Origin of the sequence: Paraburkholderia guartelaensis, from assembly GCF_004353905.1 — a bacterium.
GTDB lineage: Bacteria > Pseudomonadota > Gammaproteobacteria > Burkholderiales > Burkholderiaceae > Paraburkholderia > Paraburkholderia guartelaensis.
The window spans coordinates 10,869-30,004 of the sequence record NZ_SMOD01000066.1 but is presented as its reverse complement, the minus strand read 5'-3'; the positions used below and the strand labels follow the sequence as shown (position 1 = coordinate 30,004).

Genomic DNA, 19,136 nt, shown 5'->3' with positions numbered 1-19,136 from the left:
CACAGGAGCTCGTCCCGGATGGCGCGCGTACAGGCCTGCCAACCGCTCCGCCAAAAACCGACTCGACCAACGGGTAATGAAGCGCGAGTCACATCGCAGCCGCTGCATGATCGCCTCACGTGCTTCGCCTTCATCAAGCATCAAGATCAGCCGTGCACGCCGCGCGTCCGCTGCGCGCACCGTTTGGCTACGAGTTGCTGACAGCAATTGTTTGCGCTCAAGCGTGGTCAAATTCATCTTTTCCATGCGTTTCATTGAATACCAAATAAGGTGCTTTTTCAATGACGCAATGGACTAGCGGCGTTGCCGCGCGTGGCGAACACGAAGGATCTGCACCCGTTCACCGGCCACGCGGTACACGACAATATAGTTAGGCATCACGACCATTTCACGGGTCCCCCTGACGCGGCCCGTCCGGTAGCGGTTCGGGTGCGTCGCGAGCGTGGTGGTCTTCTGGCGGATGGCCTGTCCGAGCGCGACGGCGGCGGCCGGACTGTCCTCACTCACGTAATCGATGATCGACAGCAGCTGTTCCACTGCACGCGGCAGCCACTCGACGATCATGCGCGGCCCTTGCGCGCGGCCTTCTTCGCGGTCGCGGCAAGCTTCGCATCGAGCTGCGCCATCACCTCATCGTGCGGGACGAACGGCGTGCCGGGGCGGTCGGCCTCAGCCATCGCCTGCAGCACGTCGGCCTCGAACTCGGCCGCGTCGTCGGCCAGCCGGTTGCGCCGCCTCATGTGCGCGCTCTGGTCCGGCCGCGTCCAGGCCGGGGCCTTCGGGGCACGCGTGTCCCACTCCTCGAGCGCGAAACGGCCGGTTGCCACGCCAAGTTCGCGCACGACCTTCAGGGCCTGGCCTGGATCGCGGAATGCGCGCCGCTCGCGACCGTTCGAGGTCACGAGCTCGGCCACGCCCGATTCGCGGGTTTCGAGCTCGATATAGAAAGCGCCCTTCTCGGCGCGCAGGATCGCGGACAGGACCCCCCCCGCCCTCACGGCAGCGCTGGCCTGGGCGACATCAAAGGAAACACGTCGCATGATGGATTATTCCGTGATGAGTTCGGGGCGCCACGCGCGCACGATAGCCTCGAACTGCGCGCCATAGCCCAGCGTGTCGGGATAGGTGTGCACGCGCGAGGCGAGGCGAAACACCACGCACATGTCCTCCATGATCGTGTCATCCATGCCCCAGGCCGACGTCAGGTCGTAGCTGCCGCACTGGCCCGCGTTCCACCAGGCCAGCAGAAAACCGGCCACGCGGCAGCTCTGGCCGGTGTCACCCTGGGCGATGTTCAGCAGGCGTTCGAGCGCCGCCTTTTCGTGTTCAAGCATCGGGGCAGGACGCATCGCGGACTCCGTGTCAGGGTAGCGGGAAAGGTCACGACTTATTATACCCCATTCCACGGAATATGGTATTCCGTGGTTTTTCAGGGGTGAATGAGTTATCGGTGCGCGGCGAAGCCTTGCTGCATAAGGGCTGGCCGGGCGGATCTGACATAACATCCCGTTCTCCGCCGGCTGGCACCCAGGCTGTTGCGGAGCCCGGGCCCTTCGTGTCTTCGGCGCCGCGGCATCCCGTCCGTCTTCCGTGCCAGTTATCCCGGCGATTCCGCATGAATGCGACCCCATTTTAATCGGGAACCCGTGTCGCAGTTCCAGACGACGCAGGGAAAGCCATCCCTCTCCACACCTGTCTGTGGCCAGGCCAGAATGGCGGCCCGTCAGGATGCGGCACATACCTTGCACTGGTCGGCCCGGTTCCTGAAGCCACCAGGGATCCAGCTGCCTATTTTGCCTGTTCGCGGTGCTTCGACTGGTGCGCCGGGTTGGTCCCGCGACGGCAGAACGCGTCCCGTTTCGATACCAGGGTGCCCTTTCGGAGAAAGCCGTACGAGAGCCGCGAGAATCCCCACGTACGGTGTGGGCGGCGGCTCGCACCGGTCTGGTGGGAGATTCCATCGGCCCCCGTATGCCTCCCGGCGCTTTGCCCGGTACAGGTGCAGATGGCTCGATCCCTGCGCTAGTATGGACGGGTAACAAGGAGGATCGAAGACAACATCGGCCTGGTGCTGTCATCAACTCCCCGCTTTGCCTTGCTGTCCAGCCGCTGGCATTGCCGCGTTCCGACGGAGGTCGAAATGAACGAACAATCCGTGCTCGGTATCATCCATGCGCAGGAACTACTGATGGTGTCCCTCATTCGCATACTTCCACCCGACGAGCGGCGCAAGGTTTTCGACGAGTTCCATGGCCAGGTCGAACTGGCCGAAGCGCCGCATCTGAGCGACGGCCATAACCGTGAAATGACCGAAGCGTTCAGGGCGCACATCCGCAAGCTGTCGATCTTGCTGGCATCGTTGAGTTGATCAGGCGGAGGTTCGCGCCGCCGGACTTGCCGGGCGCGGGCGGGAGAGCAGAGGGCAAGCTTGTGCGCGGCGATCACGAATGCGTCGGCGGTCTCCACCGTCTCAAGGACGACGGCTTTTCGTCACTCGCGGGCACGCGACAATAGTCCGTCACATGGCCGCTGCAGATACGAAATCAGCCGGTCACTCCTAGCCGCGCTCGCCATCTCGGCAAATTGGCGAAAGATTCGTCACTTTCCACCAAAGTGGCGAGGCTGATCGCGTTATCGCTTCCCCTTGCTTCGCGCACGGAATGACGACGCTCGCCCGCCTACTTAACCCGGGGCAGTACGATTTCCACCGGAAAACCGGGGGTGAATGCGACGATCGCGTCGTGGATCCTGTCGTAACGTATCTCCAGCATTCCGGCAGAAGCCTTCATTACGAGAATTCCGTGCTCGTAGCGGAAAAACATCCTGCTCGACGTGTCGCCGGTATTCGTGACAACAAAATCGTAGCCGCTGCGAGCGATAATTGTCGAGTCGATATCGTCCTTAACTTTCCACGCGCCGACGAACTCGTCCCCAGTCCTTTTGCCGCAGGCAACCAAAAGCGATGATGCGCTGATGGCTAGGAGTGCCACTACGGCGATGGTCTTCAATCCTTTTTTCACGTTCTTCGAACGCGGCCGCTCGATGGCACTGCCGCTTTCCTGCGTTGATTTCCGCTGCATCAAGCGACTGAGGCGGCTCGTCCGTTGTTGGTGAGGTGGCGAGCAGCCCACACCGAAAAACCAAGCAAGACAAACAGAGGTCCGAAATTTTTCAGATGCAACCAGATGCCGAATGGCACCGCGTTGGCTACAACGACATTGGCTATCGCGAGAGCAACGTAGAGACCTCCGGTCCACGCGTTAAGTCGTCTCCAAAAAGACTCGGGCCTGTTGAGCGACCGTCCCCATACGACGTGAAGCAGACCGTTACCGCCGCGCAGTAAGCTCGCAAACAAAAGTAGCGCGAACCAGCCGAACGCGATAGTTGGATGCCAGAGCGTCCACTGGCTCCCATACAACACGGACTTCAGCGAAGTCACCAGGAAGAGCCCCATTAACGCAAGCGCCGCGCAAAATTCGCTGAGCCAAACCCGCCAAAATATTCCCCAAGCCATTTTTATCCCCGATGTGTGGTAACACAGCTATCCTGACCTTGTTTTCCGATGCGTCATTGCGCGGATTACACAATAGATCTGCGTACCACCGGTTCCCACGACAAAGTTAAGGTTCAACCGAAATGGCGCTTCCGGTGGCAATTCGGGCAGAGTGCGACTGCATTGCCGACAGTGTCGTCGCCGTCCTCGGCCAACGGCTGAATGTGGTGGACTTCGAGATAAGGCGTGCCGTCTGTTTTGCGCGTGAAGGGCGCGGGCTGATCGCAATCTTCACAGTAGCCATCGGCGCGCTCTAGCACGAGGGCAACCACATTGGGATTGCGCACGAACGCTACGGATGTCACTTCGACGCGCTCCGGCTTCGTTGGCCACGTCCGCATGCGCGCCTCTCGCTCCTCTCGCGACAGGCGTATCGCGCGGTGAACCTGCTGCTCGAAATCCGCACTGACCTCCGTTTGGAGTGGCATCGATTTTTGATCCAAAGGTTCCCAGACCGTACCTACCGTGTTGCCTTGGGGTGGCACCCTGCCGCCGAGAAACCGCATGATCTCCGCTTCGATCGGCGAATGCTCTATGAACCCGCTGACCTGAAAGATGGTCCGGTCACCCTCGTAACGCCACCCGGTGACGACGCCGCCGAATAGACGCCGCGGATATCCGTCCTGCCGTGCGGGATTGGGGAGAAGCACGAACATTGCGTCCCCTTCGAAGACGCGATCGGGAGCCACGATCCACATACCGGTTTCGTCATTCTCGATGAACTCACGGTTCCACTGGTCGTTGTCCTGCTCCCTGTTGCTCCCAGTTACCACAAAAGCGCGTGGGCAGCCCGCATAGGCAGGGGTATTTCGATAATCGTGAATCGTTCTTCTCACGGCGACTCCCCTCTTTACAGATTTCCGCAATGCAAATTGAATATTGTGCGACGGCGACTTCACCGTACGGTCCCGTGCGGACGTGCCATCTGGCCTGACAGGCGATCAGATATCTATAGTCGCCGACTTTGATCGGTTGCAATTTGATCGTACCGAGACAGGCCTACAACGCGGTTATCGGCCGCCGCGCACTCTATCTTTAATCGCCTGTTCAATCCCCAAGATCAATCGCTCCGACGGCATCCCGCTGCTCGCGTGCAGAGATGTCCATGTATGGCGCAACGTGATCCAGATGCGGATGCCCAAGGCGTAATACGCTCGTTTTCGAGCCCTGTTACGAGAGAGAAATCGGTGGACGCTCCTTTCCAAGGTAACCCGCGTCGAGCCTCACTTCCTCGGGAAAAGCCCGAACGCTGACCATCGACGCTCAAGACGCCCCGGCCAGCCAGCGGCAAGCGACCGTGCACGTCGCCACCCTGGCGGCTGAAGTCACGCGCCGGGAACCGGCGGTTAGGGGGTGTCGGCGGAGGGGACCGTTAGTTGCACGGTGGACGGAAGCAAGACCTTCGATTGTTGACGCCCATCAGCACCGCCGCGCGCGTCGGCAATCCGTGCGTTTGGGATCAGGGGCCCGCCAGCGGAACCGGACGCTGGCACGGCGCCGTGTCGCTTCTCGCCGGGCGAGATGACGTTACGTTATGAAAGCGCCAGCCGTGCAAGCGGCAATCGGATCGGGCAGGCTCATTTCTGCCGTTCGCCCCGCGGCTTAGCCGGCCATTCACGTGGCCGCCCCTCACAAAACGGACCTACGTGCCACAATCGCGTCGGACCAATGGTCTTGAGGTTTGTTCGACGCCAGCCCATGTCCGCGGGCTAGCTAGCGCGTGACTACGCATGCGGGCAGGCGTTGAATAAGCCTCAAGAGAAATCGCCGTACAGCGCGCGCACAGTTGACGGGCCGCAACGATTCTATGACCGGCTCGCTTTCGCACCGAGCCGCCGTGAGCGTGCTTTAGGGAGGGCAGCTATAGTCAAAGCGCCCGATCAGTAGGCTTGCCGATTTTCTGAAAGTCCAGACGGTATGTTGGCGACTCCCGCATATTCCAAGCCCTCGTTCTGCGCGGCCGTTGCGCCATCCGTTACCTCCTGAACCGCGAGTCCGAAGATCCCCCCCGCCCAGCAGTGACGAGAATCCAGCTAGGGCTGCTTGCTGCCCCGAATCGAGCGGTGCTTCGCTCGATTCGATCGCCTTGATCAAGTCGGACGACAGCGCCGCGCCAGGCTGCGCGCAAGTCCTTTAGCAGACTCGACCACTACCTCACGCGGTGAGCGGCCTCTTCAACAACTTGACCGGGCGCCCCGAGCCTTCCTGTGCATCGTTTCCGGCTCCCAACGGCTCGGCATAAATGAACTGAATCATCAGGCAAACGATGACCCCCAATATCTGAACGATGCGCGCGACCGAGAAAAAAGCGCCATTCCCAGGAATAAAATAACGAACTGCGCCAATGCGCGGAACCATGCCAACGCCGTAACTTGACGCTGACGCTGGCCCGCGCAGTGCGGCGGGCGTACCCACCACGAAAAGTGCGAACAACATCGCGCCCAGCAGTGCAGTTCCAATATGCAACTCGATGAGCCAATTTAGCCGAGTTGGCACAGTCGACATACTGCTGTGCGTGAGATTGAAGTACGCAGACAGGGCCGTGCAGCCAGCACAGAAGCCTGCCGCAAAAAGCCAGGATTTCAAGTTCGCCATTGTTTGTTTCTCCAACACATCCAAAATCAACGCTTGAGAATTTAATGAGATCCGTATGCAGATTGTCGCTGGGCGCCTGCTGCGTAAAGTCGCCACCTAGTTTCTGCTGCAACTGCGCAAGCGACTGCTGCGTGCCCGCCTGATCGACGGCGCCATCAGCATTGAGCTGGTGCAGTGCTCCCCCAATCTGGTTCAGCGTTGCGACGTACAGGCCATGTCCGCCGCGCTGAAGCCGCCCGTTTGAACCTCGGCACCCGTCCCAATCCCCCGGGCGATCTGACGTTGCGACGTGAAAACGCCCCCATGCTGGTCCAGCAACCGGCCTGACGCACCCTACGTTAGCGCCCCCCCACAAACCCCGATAGCTATGACCTTGCGATCAGTTACGCGCAGGCGCACTTACGGATCGCGGATTTTTTGCCCTGATGCGGTTTCTGGACGCGACGATGGACGACGCCGTGGATTCTAGCAGCGGCGAATTCGCAACCCAATCGTAATGCCGCGCGCAGATGACGCGGCAACGCTCGTCCACGCCCGAATGTACAAGCCCAGCTCGCGGCTGGGTTCCTCATTGCTGCTGTCCGGGTAATAGTCGGCGCGGGCCTGTCCTGCCTACGCAGGCGCAATAGCGTCTAACCAGTGCATCGACTGAACGCAAGACGCAACGCTGCGCCAATATCAATCGGAGGACTATCGAAGGGAAGGGTTACGTCCTCAATTCCGTCGCCCTTAGCCCGACTCCAGCTATCCAACTTATCGTGGTGACTCGGAGAGAGAACTAACTCACTCCCAGTTATCACGATGCTACAACTGCGCATATTTTTGAACAGCGCTTGCTTGCTTCTGTATCCGTAACGATCCGTCAAGGATCGCACCCACTCTACGTAGCGCGAATCAGCCGTCAACCGCAACACATTGGCCTCATCGAGTGACAAGAATCTACTTTCAGCTAGCGCGCTTCGAACTGCTTCGCCTAACACATCGTCGTGGGTATCCGGAGCAAACACGTACTCCGCAGCCATCGGCTCCGCCATGGCCAACCGATACCCTGATTGAGGTACGAGGCAGATAAATTTTTCGTTACTTTTTGCCGTCACCCGGCTCTTCCAAATCGGTTCGCTCGCCATCACTTCACCGCTGTAATAGTCACTTTGACACCCAGACTCTGACCATACTGGATCGCCCGGTTGATTTGCTGCCACTGCGCCGGTGTTGTGCTCGAAGGCACGGCCACCTGCAGCTGCCGGGCAGTAATTTCATCCGCTGTTAGCGTGGTAGTCCCAAGGCTAGCTTCGGTAAAATTCGCCACCGCATCGATATTACCCTTGAGCGACGAATAAACCTGCGTCGGATTGGCTATTTTAGCTGCTGTCGTGGTGTCCAGCGTCTTGGCACTCGTAGCAACGCCCGTGGCTTCATCGTAAAAATCGAAGGTCTTGAAGTTCGGCGGCAATCTTGATCCAGCAGACATCTGCGTCGCAGCAAGGTAGTCCTCCCATGGCATACCTTGCGCCCCGATGCCCTTACCCCACTGGATACCGGCGTCGATGATGCCGCTATCGCCAATCAGCGAACTCACCACATTGCCAAGAATCCCGGCCACCGCACCAACACCCGGTATTTCGACCGGTGCCATCTGCAAGGCATCGGCCGTGCTCTGCGCCAGCTGACCATCAAACGAATTGCCATAGATGTTCTGGTATGGGTTGCCCGTCGCCGTCACTGCCGGTGCATTCGGGTCAAAAGCGTAGGTCGTCCCGTTGATGACCTGGACGTTGTTTCCACCCGCCAGTGCAGCCGTCACAGCTGCCTTGCAGCCTTGGCTTGTAGAGCCTCCCGCGCAGGCACTTGCCAGCCACGCGTCGTTTTGCTGCGACAACGTCTGAAGTGCCGTCTTTGTGTCACACGCCTGTTTATCACCGTTACCACACGCCGCTACCGCATTGTCGTAACGCTGCTGGTCCGACAGGAACATCGGATTCGACGACACGTGGTTCAGCCAGTTGTTCAGCGTCTCGTTCTGCGCCGCCGTTACTGCACCCTGGGCATTCAGGCCGAGTGCGCCAGCGACACTACCGCTCACGGCAGTTTCGATACCGGCCAGCAGGGCAGGCGGAATGTTTCCGTTTGCGTCGATGACCGGGTTCAGACCCGCGGAGATTGCGCCTCCCACAGCCCCACCGGCACACCCCGTGCCTTCCGCTGCGCTGGCCGCGCACCCCAATGCCGCGTGTGCAAGCACATAGGCGGGATCAGAGGTCGTACCCAGGCTCCCCGCTTGCCCATCAAAGGCCGTGCCGATCGCGTTCGCACCCACAGCCGCCGCACCGCTGACCGCATCGTTTCTCAGGTCAGTGAGAAAACTCCCGCCCTCGATCGCCGACTGCACACCGGCCTCCAGCGTGGACTGCGCAGCAATCGCGAGCGCCTGCTGCGGCAGGTTGCCCACAACGGCTCCAGTCGATTGCGCAATGGACGTCCCGATGACCGGCGTGGCGCCCGCCATCTGCCCAAGTGTCACAACACCCTTGTCCAGCGGGCTCGACCAGTTGGCCACGCCAAGCGAACCAGTCCCGCTGTTATACGTGATCCCGTTGGTGATGCCTGCCGTCAGCATCGCCACACCCACGGACTCGGCGATGCCGGTCAGACTGAAATTCCCGCTTATTGCGTCTGTGGCCAGCGAGGTGACCAACGCCGAGAATGCCGCGTTCGCGACGGCCGCTTCCAGTGTGCCGGCCACGGCGCCAACCAGGGCAGCTCCCGCGCCTGCCGTGACGATCGACAAGGCCACGGCCATCACCATCTCACCTATCTGTGCTACCCCGAACCCACCCTCAGCGACGAAGTCGGTATGGAGATTGTCACTGACGCTCGTTTGCGTGAAGTTCGTGCCGAGTTGTGTCTGCAGTTGCGCGAGCAACGCCTGCGTGCCCGCCTGATCGACCGTGCCGTCGGCATTCAGTTGCTGGAGCGCACCGCCGATCTGATTGATCGTCTGGACGTTCAGGTCCATATTCGCCGCGCTCATGAACCCGCCCGGCTGGACCGTCGTCCCCGTCTCATCGACGTACCCGCCCTTCACCGAATTCCAGATCTGCCCGACGTTGACCTGGTTGGCTTCGTTGGTCAGCGTGCCGGTGTTCACCGTGAGCGTGCCGCCGGAACTGATGGCCCCCGTATTGGTGATACTGCCGCCCGTGGCAGCGCTGCCGAAATCCAACGAGAGGCTCTTGCTCGCCTCAATGTTGCCGCCCGCCGAAAGCGCGCTCTGGTTCTCTGGCAGATAGACCTGCGGCATCAGCGCCGTGATGGTAGGACAGGTGTCCGTTCCCGTTGCCTGGCATTGTGGGTCGGGCACGGTCTGCTCTACGTACCAGAGCATCGGCTGCGTGAGCGCATTGATCTGCGTTTGCGTAAGTGCCGTGCCAAGCTGCAGGTTGTTCTGCTGGGCGTAGGTGAGGGCGTTCTGATACAGGATTCCTTTTTCCTGCTCGGTCACCGAGAGGTTATTCTTGGTGTCGTACGTCAGGCCACTCACGAAGCTTGCCTGCCCCGTCTGCTGCAGCGCCGCCTGCTGCAACATGAGGTCCTCTTCCTGCGGGTTGTAATAGAAGAGCGTCGATGACGGCTGCAACGAAGCCGGCAGCGCGTTGATCAACTGCTGCGGCCCAAGGAGCGACGTCTGCGAGCCCAGCACCCCGTCGACATACGACGCCGTACCCGCCACAGCGGTTGGCAGCGGCGCTCCCACGGAGCGCGGCGTCGAGAGGTTGAGGCCTGGAAGCGTCTTCGGGGTCAGCGAAATAACCTGGGACGGCGCGTTCACACTAGGCGTGTACGTATTAGCCGTCGTGATACCGTTGATGAGCTTCTGACCCGTGAGCGTCACCGACGTACCGATCACATTGCCGACGTTCTGGATCTGGCCGTTCGACGTGATCGACAGATTCGGCGCCTGAATGGTGGCGGCGATGTTGCCTACAGGTGTGGGCGGATCGATTGCGCCGCCCACGCTCGTGTACGCACTCCCGTACAGCGCGGTGCATTCGGCAGCCGAGCCGCACGCCCAGACGTCGTGGCGTTTGTCCGGACTGAAATCGCCCGTTTCCTGCACCCAATGGGAGTGCCAGTAGGCATTGAGCGTCTGCGCTTCGTTGACCACCGGGCCCGCGACGTTGATGGTCGCGCTCGTGCCTGCCGAGATCAGGCTACCGATATTGGTGAGGCTTCCCGCGCTGATCTGCAGGTTGTTCCCCGCGCTGATGACCGAAGAACTTCCCGACTGCTGATCGACATACGCTTCGCAGTAGCTCTCCTTGTAGCCGCCTGCGGTCATGCAGCCCGCGTACTCCTCCTTCGTGCCAAAGTTCTGGTGCACCTGAACGGGCGGTGGCAACGTGTTGGTGATTGCGCCCGATACATTCAGCGTGATGTTGTTCCCGGCGACGATGTTGCCCGATGTATTGTTCAGGCTTTGAGCGGGCGTCGTCGAATTCGCAGTCGTGCCCACGCCACCAATCACGATATCGTGACCGGCGAGGAGGTTACCGTCAGTGTTGTTAATCTGACCAGCGGCGATCACCAGGTCATGACCTGCGTAGATCGTTGCATCGTTCTGCGTATAACTGAACGTCGTCGTGTTCGGATTGTTACCACGTGTGGCGCCTCCGTTACCGCACGCGGAGTTCGGCACCCCCGACGCGCACCCTACCGATGACGAATAATTCTGCGAATTTCCGCCCTGATTGCTCAAGGTGCCCGATGAGATCGTGACGTCGTTTCCGGCGTACATCAGTCCAGCGTTGGCCAGATTGCCACCACCCACCGTCAGGTTGTTACCTGCCAGGATCATGCCTGTCGACGACGAATTGCTCACCGCGCTTATGGATAAGGGCGCCGCCGCTGATGTGTTGATCTGGAATACATAGGTATCCGATTCACCGTTCTCACCACTGGGAACCTGGGCAGGCGGTGGCCCTTCAATCGTACCCAACGCCGCAAGCTGCGCGAGAAATGCCGAATACTGCCCCGGGTCGGCGGCAATCGTTGTCTGCGATCCTACCGTGGGCGCGACCGCACCATTACTCAATGACTGGATGTTGAGCGTGACATTGCCCTGCGCCGCAATCTCGCCGCCCTGATTGGACAATGAACCGGCCTGGAGCGAAATCGAATTTCCGGCAGAAATAACGCCAGCTGTGCCGGCCTGTTGAGTCGTCGTCGTCTGGTACAACGTCGGCAGCTGAATCGTTGCCGTCGCGACAGGCGGGGAATCAGGATCCGGCGTGAGTGACCAGATCCCACCCCCGATACCGTTCGTCCCGGACTCGTAAAGTGTGACGGACCCCGATCCAGCGACCGGCGTGCCCGCAGTGAACCCACCACCATATGGGTAGTAGTTGATGTCCGTTTGTGATCCGGTCGGCGAGAGCAGATCGCCGAGTGTGGCGTTGATCGTGTAGGTGTAGTAGTTGAAGCTATCGCCATAGCTGCCAACTACCATCGCGGAATCCGTTTCTGTTCCTACACTGCCCGTCCACAGAACGGATGGATTGACCACGGTGGTCGTCGACGACGTAGTCCCCGTTGGCGCGGTCTGGTCATTCACTACCGCCGCGGCATTGATATTGATGTTATTGCCTGCAAATATCGATCCGCCCGTATTCTGGAGCGTCCCGCCCAGATTGAACGTGATGTTGCCCTGCGACTGAGTCGTCGCTCCAGCGTTATCGTAATTTCCGCCGGTGACATTGATCGCCGTGCCCGCCTCGATCGTCCCGCGATTGGTCACATTGCCGTTGAGCGTCAGCACATCGCCCGCATGCACGAGCGCATTCGCCGCGTTGGCAAGCGTGCCGTTGATCGTCACGTCATTGCCGCTCACCTGATTGTTGTTCGTGAACGTGCCGTTTGTCGTGATGGTGAGCGGCGCGGTGCCGCTCATCTTGCCGTTGTTGACAACGCCGTTGATGCCGTCGAGCGTGACGCCCGTGCCACTGTAGTTCCAGTCGCCGCCGATATTGATGGCCGACGCGGTAATCGAGAGCTGGCCACCCTGACTGATCGTCCCCTGCGAGGGATCGAAGGCCAGATTGACCGCACTGATACCCAGATTCGCCTGCGCGAGGATGCTTCCGCTCGCGTTGCCAAACGAGCCGTTGCCGCCGTTGATCGTGAGCGACAGGTTGCCAACGCCTGCGGTGCCGCCCGTCTGCGGGTTGCCCGCAAAAATCAACCCACCCTGGTTATTGAGCGCCCCCGTATTGATCGTGAGTGCGTTCAGCCCCATCAGCGTGCCGCCGCTGTTGTTCAGCGCGCCGCCCACGTTCACGACCGTGTTCGTGCCGTTCACGAGCCCCGCGTTCGTGAAGTTCGACGCGCTCACGGTCGTGGTGCCCACCGACACCAGCGAGGCGTTCGCCGCGTTGATGACATTCTGGCCCGAGACGTTCAGGTCGCCACCTGCCAGTACGCTGCACGCGTTATAGAAGCCGCCCTGCGAGGCCAGCGTCGCGCCGCCCACCACGTCGACCGCACCGCCCGTCAGGTTCAGCTGGCTGGACGCCTGCGCATTGAGGGCACCGCCGACAATGGCCTGGCCAATGTCGACCGTGGCGCCCGTGAGTTGCAGATTCTGTGAGGTCACGAGCGACGCCTGGCTCGCGTCGAGCGTACCCTGAGCCGTGGCGACGAGGTTCTTCGTCGCGCTGGCCGATCCGCTCATCGTGACGTTGCCGCCGGTGAGCGTGAGGCCGCCCGCGACCACGCTGGTGCCCGAGAGCGTCAGCGTCTGCCCCGCCGTGAGCGTCGTATCGCCGTTCGACGACACGCCGTTCACGCTCACATTGCCCTGGGTACCTGTGACGTTGACGTTACCCATCGACGACACGCCGCCCGCGAGCGTCGCACCGTTCGCAGCCTGCACGCTCACGTTCCCGCCGCCTTGCACCGCGCCCGAAAACGCGATGCTGCCGCTGTGCGAAGTGGCGCTTACATTGCCTTCGGCCGTCGCCGCGCCGAACGACATGTCGCCGCCCGAGGTCGCCGTGAAAGCACCTGCGGTCTGTACGGCGCCAAGCGTGACTGCTCCGCCAGCGCTCACGCCGATGTCATTGACGAACGTGAGCGCGCCACCGCCAGCAATTCCGCCGCCGGCGGTAAGCGTCCCCGCGCCGAGCCCAAGGAAAGCGCCACCAAGCGTCATGCCGTTGCCAGCAGAGACGGTCGTGTCGCCATTCACGAGCGCACCCGCCAGCAGCGCGGCATTGCCGCCTGCGTTCGCGTTCAGATGCCCGCCCGTGGTGATCGCGCCCGCCACGCTCAGGTTGCCGGAAGTGGCGTTGAGATCGACGTCGCTGTTGGCCGCAGCCGTGCCGCCGATGCTCGCATTGCGTCCCGCAGTCACCCCTAGCGTCGCGCCGCTCGAGATCGCGCCGCCCGTCTGCACGTCGCGCGCCGCAGTCAGCGTCGTTGCCGTGCCGGAGGTCACGCCGTTCGTCACGACGATATCGCCCGTTCCGGAATTTCCGTTCGCCTTGACGGTGACAGCGCCACCCGCCGTGGCCGACCCCATCGCGACGCCGTTGCCCGCCGTCGCGGCAAGATCGCCGTTCGTCGTCACCGCGCCGCCGATGGCGATGTTATTGCCAGCGTTCAGCGTGGCCTGCTGTCCAAACGCAACGGACGCGCCACCGATCGTCCCGCCCGCCTGCAGCGTGCCGGTGCCCTGCGCGGCGATGCCGCCCGCAAGCGTCATGTCTCCGCCCGAGGTGAGCGCTGCGTTGCCACCAGCCTGCGTCTGCCCGGTGAAGGCAAGCGACTGCCCGGCGCTCGCGTTCAGGTTGCCCTGGGTCGTCACGTTCCCGGCGCTCGCGCTGCCGTTCGTGGCGGTGAGCGTGAGGTCACCCGCCGAATTCACGTCGGCGGCGCTGATATTGCGCGCGGCACTCGCGTTCGTCGTACCGCCCGCGTTTAGCGCCCCGCCGATGCCGATGTCGCGCGCCGCCTGCAACGTCACGTTGCCAAGCGCGGTAACGGGGCCCGTAAATGTCACGTCGCCCTCGCCCGCACTGCCATTGGCAAGCACACTCAGGTCGCCGCTTACGGCCTGAACACTGCCGAGGCCCGCGTTGTTGCCGCCCGTTGCACTAACCGAGGCGCCCTGCAGCGAACCGGTCAAGGCAAGGTTGTTGCCCGCAGTCAACGTTGCCGCATTGGCAAACGCAGCCGAGCCGGCGCCGGTCATGTCACGTCCCGCGTTGAACGTGCCCGCCATCTGCCCGGCCACCGTACCTGTCAGCGCAACATCGCGCCCCGCCTGAACCGTCACGTTACCCGCTGCCGCGTTCTGGCCGCCGAGTGCCGCGTCCAGACCCGCCGTCACGCTGAGCGCGCCAGAAGTGGTCGCCGTGCCGCCCAGCGTCGCGCTGCCGGTTTGCGCACTGACGTCGAGGTCGCCCACCGATTCGAGCGCACCCGTCACCTGCGCGTTGCGCTGCGCATTGAGCGTGAGCGTCGCGCCGCTGCCGGCCGATCCACTCACGAGCACGTCGCGCGCGCCGGTGAGCGTGATCGCGCCTTGCGAAGTCGCGGTGCCGGTGATCGCGGCATCCCCCGTCGTTGCGTTGCCGCTGGTGCCGTTCGCTGTGAGCGCGAGCGTGGTTGCCGACGACACGTTGTTGAGCGCGGCGTTATCGCCGCCCGTCGCCTGCACGCTGTTGGCCTGCAGCGTGCCGCTCAGCGCGATGTTGCCCTGTGCGCCGAGGACCGCTGCGCCCGTGAACGCCTGCGTGCCAGCACCGGTGATATCGCGCCCCGCCGAGACCGTGCCGTTGGTCGCAACCAGCGTCCCGTTGAGCACGGCGTCGCGGCCCGCGTTGAGCGTCGCGTCGCCGGTGGCGCTCGTGCTCGCGCCCAGTGAAAGATCCAGCCCCGTCGTGATGGCAAGATTGCCACCGCTGTTGATGCCGCCTGTCGCCGCGAGACTGCCGTTCTGCGCGTTGAGCGTGACGTCGCTGTTGGCCTCAATAGCACCGGCCACCGCAATGCCGCCAAGCGCGGTGACGCCAAGCGTCGTGCCCGAAGCAAGCTTGCCGCCCTGCGCCACCGTTACGTCGCCGTTCGCCGTCGCACTGAACGCGCCAGCGGACGCCGCCGCCCCGTTCACCGTGAGGTTGCCGCTGCCGAGTGCCCCTGCACCTAGCGCCAGCGTGCTGGCGGACTCCACGTTGTTCAGCGCCGCGTCGGCGCCCGCCGTGACCTGGACGGACTGCCCCTGCACCAGGCCGCCCTGCGAGATGTTGCGCGTGGCGCTCAGGATCGCACTCTGGCCGAATGCGAGCGTGCCCGCACCGACAATGTCGCGCCCCGCGCTCACGCTGCCATTACCCTGGCCGTTCACCGACCCGCCAACGTTGACGTCGCGCGCGGCCTGGATCGTCGTGTCGAGCGCAGCCGTCGCTGAGCCGCTTACGTTCGCGTCCGTGCCCGCCGTGATGCCGAGTGCGCCGCTGCTGTTGAGCGCGCCACTCACGTTCACGCTGCCGGTCTGCGCGGCGAGTGTTGTGTCGCCCGCCGATTGCAGCGTGCCGGTCACGTTCACGTCGTTACCCGCGTTCAAGGCGACACCCGCGCCGCCCGCGAGCGTGCCGCCCAGGTTGACGTCGTGCTGCGCAGACAGCGCGATGGTCGAGCCCGCTGAAACATTCGCGAAGCTGCCCGAGCCGCCCGCCGTGGTCTGCACGGTCGCGCCACGCAGCGAGCCCGTGAGTGTCGTGTCGCCCCCTGACGCGAGATTCGCCGCCAACCCGAACGCGAGCGTGCCCGCGCCGCCAATGGCGTTGCCGGCCGTCACCGTGCCGTTGCCCTGGGCGACGACCGAACCGTTCATCATCACGTTCTGGGCGGCCGAGAGCGTCATGTCGCCAAGCGACGCCGTGCTGCTCGTGCCAGGATCGCTGCCGAGCTCGATCGACTGGCCCGCATTCGCGCTGAGATTCGCACCGCTCTGGATGACGCCGGTGCTTAGGAGCGAGCCTGCCGTATTCGCGAGTGTGAGGTCGCCATTGGACTGGACGGTGCCGCTCACGTGCGTGTTCGTGGCTGCGGTCACGCCAAGCGTCCCCGAAGCTTCGAGCGTGCCGGGCACCGATACCGAAGCCGCCGCCGTCACGGCCGCATTGCCGAGCGACGCGACCGTGCCGTTGACCTGCACGTCGCCACCGCCAGCATTGCCTTGCGCGTTGACCGCAAGCGCCGAGTTCGCCTGAATATCCGCAAGCGCGGCCGAATTGCCGGCATTGAGCGTGACGTGATCCCCCTGCAGCGAACCGGTGGTTGTCAGGTTATTTGCGGCGCTGACGGATACGTCCTTCGAAATTCCGATGCTGCCGCCCAGCACGGCATCCCGGCCGGCGGTGATCGTCGCGCCTCCCTGCCCCGCGAACGTGCCACCAAGCGTCAGGTCTCGGGCCGCCGTAAGCGCGGTGTCACCTGTTGCGCTCGTCGCGCCGGTCATGGCGACGTCCTGCCCCGCCTGCGCAGTGAGCGCGCCGCCGCTGTTGAGCGTGCCGCTGGCCGCTATATTGTTCGCCGCGCTCATGGTGAGATCGCCCACCGACTGAACCGTGCCAGCCGCCGCGACATTCACGTCGTGCTGCGCGGTGAGCGCCACGCCCGAACCGCCCGCGAGCGTACCGTTCACGTCGATGTCAGTGCCGGCCTGCACGGTCGTCGCGCCAACTGCGGCGGCATTGCCGTTGAAAGTCGCGCTGCCGGTTGCAGCCGTGACAGCGAGTGCGCCGCCCGCCTGCACGTCGTTGAGCGCGACATTGCCCCCTGCGCCCACCTGGAGTCCGTTCGCGAGCAGCTTGCCCGTGAGCGTAATGTCCCCGCCTGCCGTCAATGCGCCGCCCTGCCCGAACGCGACCGACCCCGCGCCCGTGATACCGGCCGCTGCGTTGAACGCCCCGTTCTGCTGGACGATCGTCACGCCGTCCAGGCTCATGCTGCCCGCGCTCACGTTCGCGTTGGTGCCGACGAGCAGGGACCCCGGCACGCTGAATGCACCGGGCGTCGTCGCATTCAGTGTCGTGCCGCTTGCCAGTGAACCGGTGACAGCAATGCCGCCCGCGCCCGCCGACAGGTTGACAGCACCCAGCGCCGTAGCCTGCGCACCGATCGTCGTCCCCGTGCCCGACGACAGTGCAAGGTTGCCGTTGCTGTTGACGTTGGCGGTCGTCACGAGATTTCCGGTAGCCGCATTCAGCGCGAGATCGCCGGACGTTTGCGTGGCCGCGTTGACGCTCACATTGCGCTGGGCCGTTGCCTGCAGACTCCCGCTGCTCGTTGCACCGTTGATCGTCACGTCGCGCGCGGCATTGAGCGTCGTCGCACCGGTTGCGACCGTTGCGCCACCGAGCGTCACGTCGCCCGCGCCGTCGTGGCCCTGCGCCGTCACCGCGAGATTGCCGCCCGCCTGGATATCACCCGTTGTCGCGTTCGCACCCGCGTTCAGCGCAATGTCGCCCTGGGCCTGTGCGTTCGCAACGTTGAGGTTGCCGCCCGCTGTCGCCGTGAGCGCGCCATTGGTCTGGATCGTGCCGCTCGACGTCACGTCGCCGTTCGTGGCAATCGAATAACCCGTGATCCCGATATGCGAGCCCGCGAGCGTCACGCTCCCGCCCGACTGCACGCTCACCTTCTGCTGCGCCGCGGTGCCCGCCATCGACACGTCCCCGTTCGCGGAAAGCGTGATGTCGCCCGTGTTCGCGGCAAGCTGTGCATCGGTGCGCACACCCATGCCCGCTGCGGTGCCAATCATCTGGATCTGGCCCGCCGTCATCGCGCCGTAGGCCGTCGCGTCGATGGCGAGGCCGCCATTCGCCCCGCCACTCGCGGCGTTGATCGAGGCGGCGGTGTTCGCTGCGCCATTCGCGCTGGTGGACCAGGTCGTGCCGGTCGAATCGACCGCTGTTGGCGCGACGCTCTGAACGCCAGCAATCGCGTTGATCCGCGTACCGGCATAGAGCGGCGCATTCACGCCGATCGTCGCGCCGATGAGGTCAATGGTCCCGACCGTGCCTTCGATGCCCGCGCCCGGACCGTTGACGCCCGGGTTACCTTCAATCTGGATATGGCCGCCGGTCACGTTGTAGCCGATGGCCTGGGCATTGTCGAACCCGACCTGCGAGCCGCCGATGCCCGAAAGGAATTGCGGCGTCCCGGTAGAAAGCGTCACGCCGACGGTATTCGTGAATCCCGTACCGCGCGTGGTGATGCCGTTCGGATTCGCGATGATGACGGTTGCGGGCGCGCCGAATACTTCGAGCGGGCCGTTGAGCAGACTCGCGAACGCCGAGCCCGTTGACGTGACCTGATTGACGATGACGCTCGCCGTGCGGCCGTTCAGGTTCGGATTCGCGGCGACGTCGCCGCCCGTGAGTGACGTGCCCGACGCAAGGCTGTTGTTGAGAATCAGGCCAACGGGATCGATGTTGAACGTCTGGAACTGGTTCAGCGAAATGCCGGCCGCGTTGGGCGCGGTGATGTTGACCACGGGCACGCCGCCGCCCGACCCGGTGGATTGCGTGATCTTCGGCTGGAACGTGATCGGTGCAGTCGGATCGACGATCGGCGTCGCATCCGCGGCCTGCATGGCAAAACGCACGCGCAACCCGGCCAGGTCGCGAATCTGCTGCCACGCTTCATCGTCGAGCCGCTTGCTGCCCGCCGCGAGCACGCCCGCTGCCGACTCGCTCTGCTCGAACGTCACCGTCAACGGCCCGATGAACAGCATCGCGGCGACGACGGCCGACACGCCGCGTTGCCAGCCGCTGTACGTCCGCACATTCGAGGCGACGCTCAGGATGAGTCCCGATGTCTCGTGCAGGCGTGCCCGCAGTTCATCCCGCAGCATCCGAACGTGCTCAAGTTGTCGCAAGGCGTTTCGCGTCGAAACTCGCATGATGTTCTCGTTCTTCGTCGT

Annotated in this window: 11 protein-coding genes and 1 pseudogene; 1 reads left to right on the top strand and 11 read right to left on the bottom strand. The window is 63.2% G+C overall.

Going from position 1 to position 19,136, the window contains the following annotated elements:
• From E1N52_RS40295 to E1N52_RS40280, 4 genes are all read right to left on the bottom strand, one after another.
• Positions 1-255, bottom strand: a 255-nt coding sequence (locus tag E1N52_RS40295; protein ID WP_133190396.1) for a helix-turn-helix domain-containing protein, incomplete at its 3' end; no start/stop codon positions are given.
• 39 nt (positions 256-294) lie between these two features.
• On the bottom strand, positions 295-564 hold the full coding sequence (locus E1N52_RS40290) for a type II toxin-antitoxin system RelE/ParE family toxin (RefSeq protein ID WP_133190394.1): 270 nt from the start codon (positions 562-564) through the stop codon (positions 295-297).
• A complete protein-coding gene (locus tag E1N52_RS40285) occupies positions 561-1,040 on the bottom strand; it encodes a hypothetical protein (RefSeq protein ID WP_133190392.1) in 480 nt (159 codons plus the stop codon). The genes E1N52_RS40290 and E1N52_RS40285 overlap by 4 nt, the downstream gene beginning before the upstream one ends.
• 6 nt (positions 1,041-1,046) lie before the next feature.
• Positions 1,047-1,349, bottom strand: a complete 303-nt coding sequence (locus tag E1N52_RS40280) for a DUF7673 family protein (RefSeq protein WP_133190390.1) — start codon at positions 1,347-1,349, stop codon at positions 1,047-1,049.
• A 791-nt stretch (positions 1,350-2,140) separates the two neighbouring features.
• On the opposite strand from E1N52_RS40280, the gene E1N52_RS40275 reads away from it, so the two are divergent.
• Complete coding sequence (locus E1N52_RS40275) at positions 2,141-2,368, top strand: hypothetical protein (protein ID WP_133190388.1); 228 nt, start codon at positions 2,141-2,143, stop codon at positions 2,366-2,368.
• Positions 2,369-2,678: 310 nt separating this feature from the next.
• On the opposite strand, the gene E1N52_RS40270 is transcribed toward E1N52_RS40275, so the two are convergent.
• The 7 genes and pseudogenes from E1N52_RS40270 to E1N52_RS40245 all read right to left on the bottom strand — a co-directional run bounded on the left by E1N52_RS40270 (position 2,679) and on the right by E1N52_RS40245 (position 19,115).
• Positions 2,679-3,080, bottom strand: a complete 402-nt coding sequence (locus E1N52_RS40270) for a hypothetical protein (protein ID WP_133190386.1) — start codon at positions 3,078-3,080, stop codon at positions 2,679-2,681.
• Positions 3,080-3,454, bottom strand: a complete 375-nt coding sequence (locus tag E1N52_RS45675; protein WP_425468205.1) for a septation protein IspZ — start codon at positions 3,452-3,454, stop codon at positions 3,080-3,082. Before E1N52_RS45675 ends, E1N52_RS40270 begins: the two co-directional genes overlap by 1 nt.
• A gap of 173 nt (positions 3,455-3,627) precedes the next feature.
• Entirely contained in the window at positions 3,628-4,389 is a 762-nt protein-coding gene (locus E1N52_RS45105; RefSeq protein WP_246089429.1) for an HNH endonuclease, read from the bottom strand.
• A gap of 1,318 nt (positions 4,390-5,707) precedes the next feature.
• The gene (locus E1N52_RS40255) at positions 5,708-6,148 is read right to left on the bottom strand and encodes a hypothetical protein (protein ID WP_133190382.1); all 441 of its coding nucleotides are present in this window, start codon (positions 6,146-6,148) and stop codon (positions 5,708-5,710) included.
• A 40-nt stretch (positions 6,149-6,188) separates the two neighbouring features.
• Positions 6,189-6,406 (bottom strand): annotated as a pseudogene (locus tag E1N52_RS45670) (hypothetical protein); the annotation flags it as partial.
• A 374-nt stretch (positions 6,407-6,780) separates the two neighbouring features.
• Positions 6,781-7,275, bottom strand: coding sequence for a contact-dependent growth inhibition system immunity protein (locus E1N52_RS45665; RefSeq protein ID WP_133190380.1), 495 nt, complete (start codon positions 7,273-7,275; stop codon positions 6,781-6,783).
• Entirely contained in the window at positions 7,275-19,115 is an 11,841-nt protein-coding gene (locus E1N52_RS40245; RefSeq protein ID WP_133190378.1) for an endonuclease toxin domain-containing protein, read from the bottom strand. Before E1N52_RS40245 ends, E1N52_RS45665 begins: the two co-directional genes overlap by 1 nt.
• Positions 19,116-19,136 lie beyond the last annotated feature (21 nt).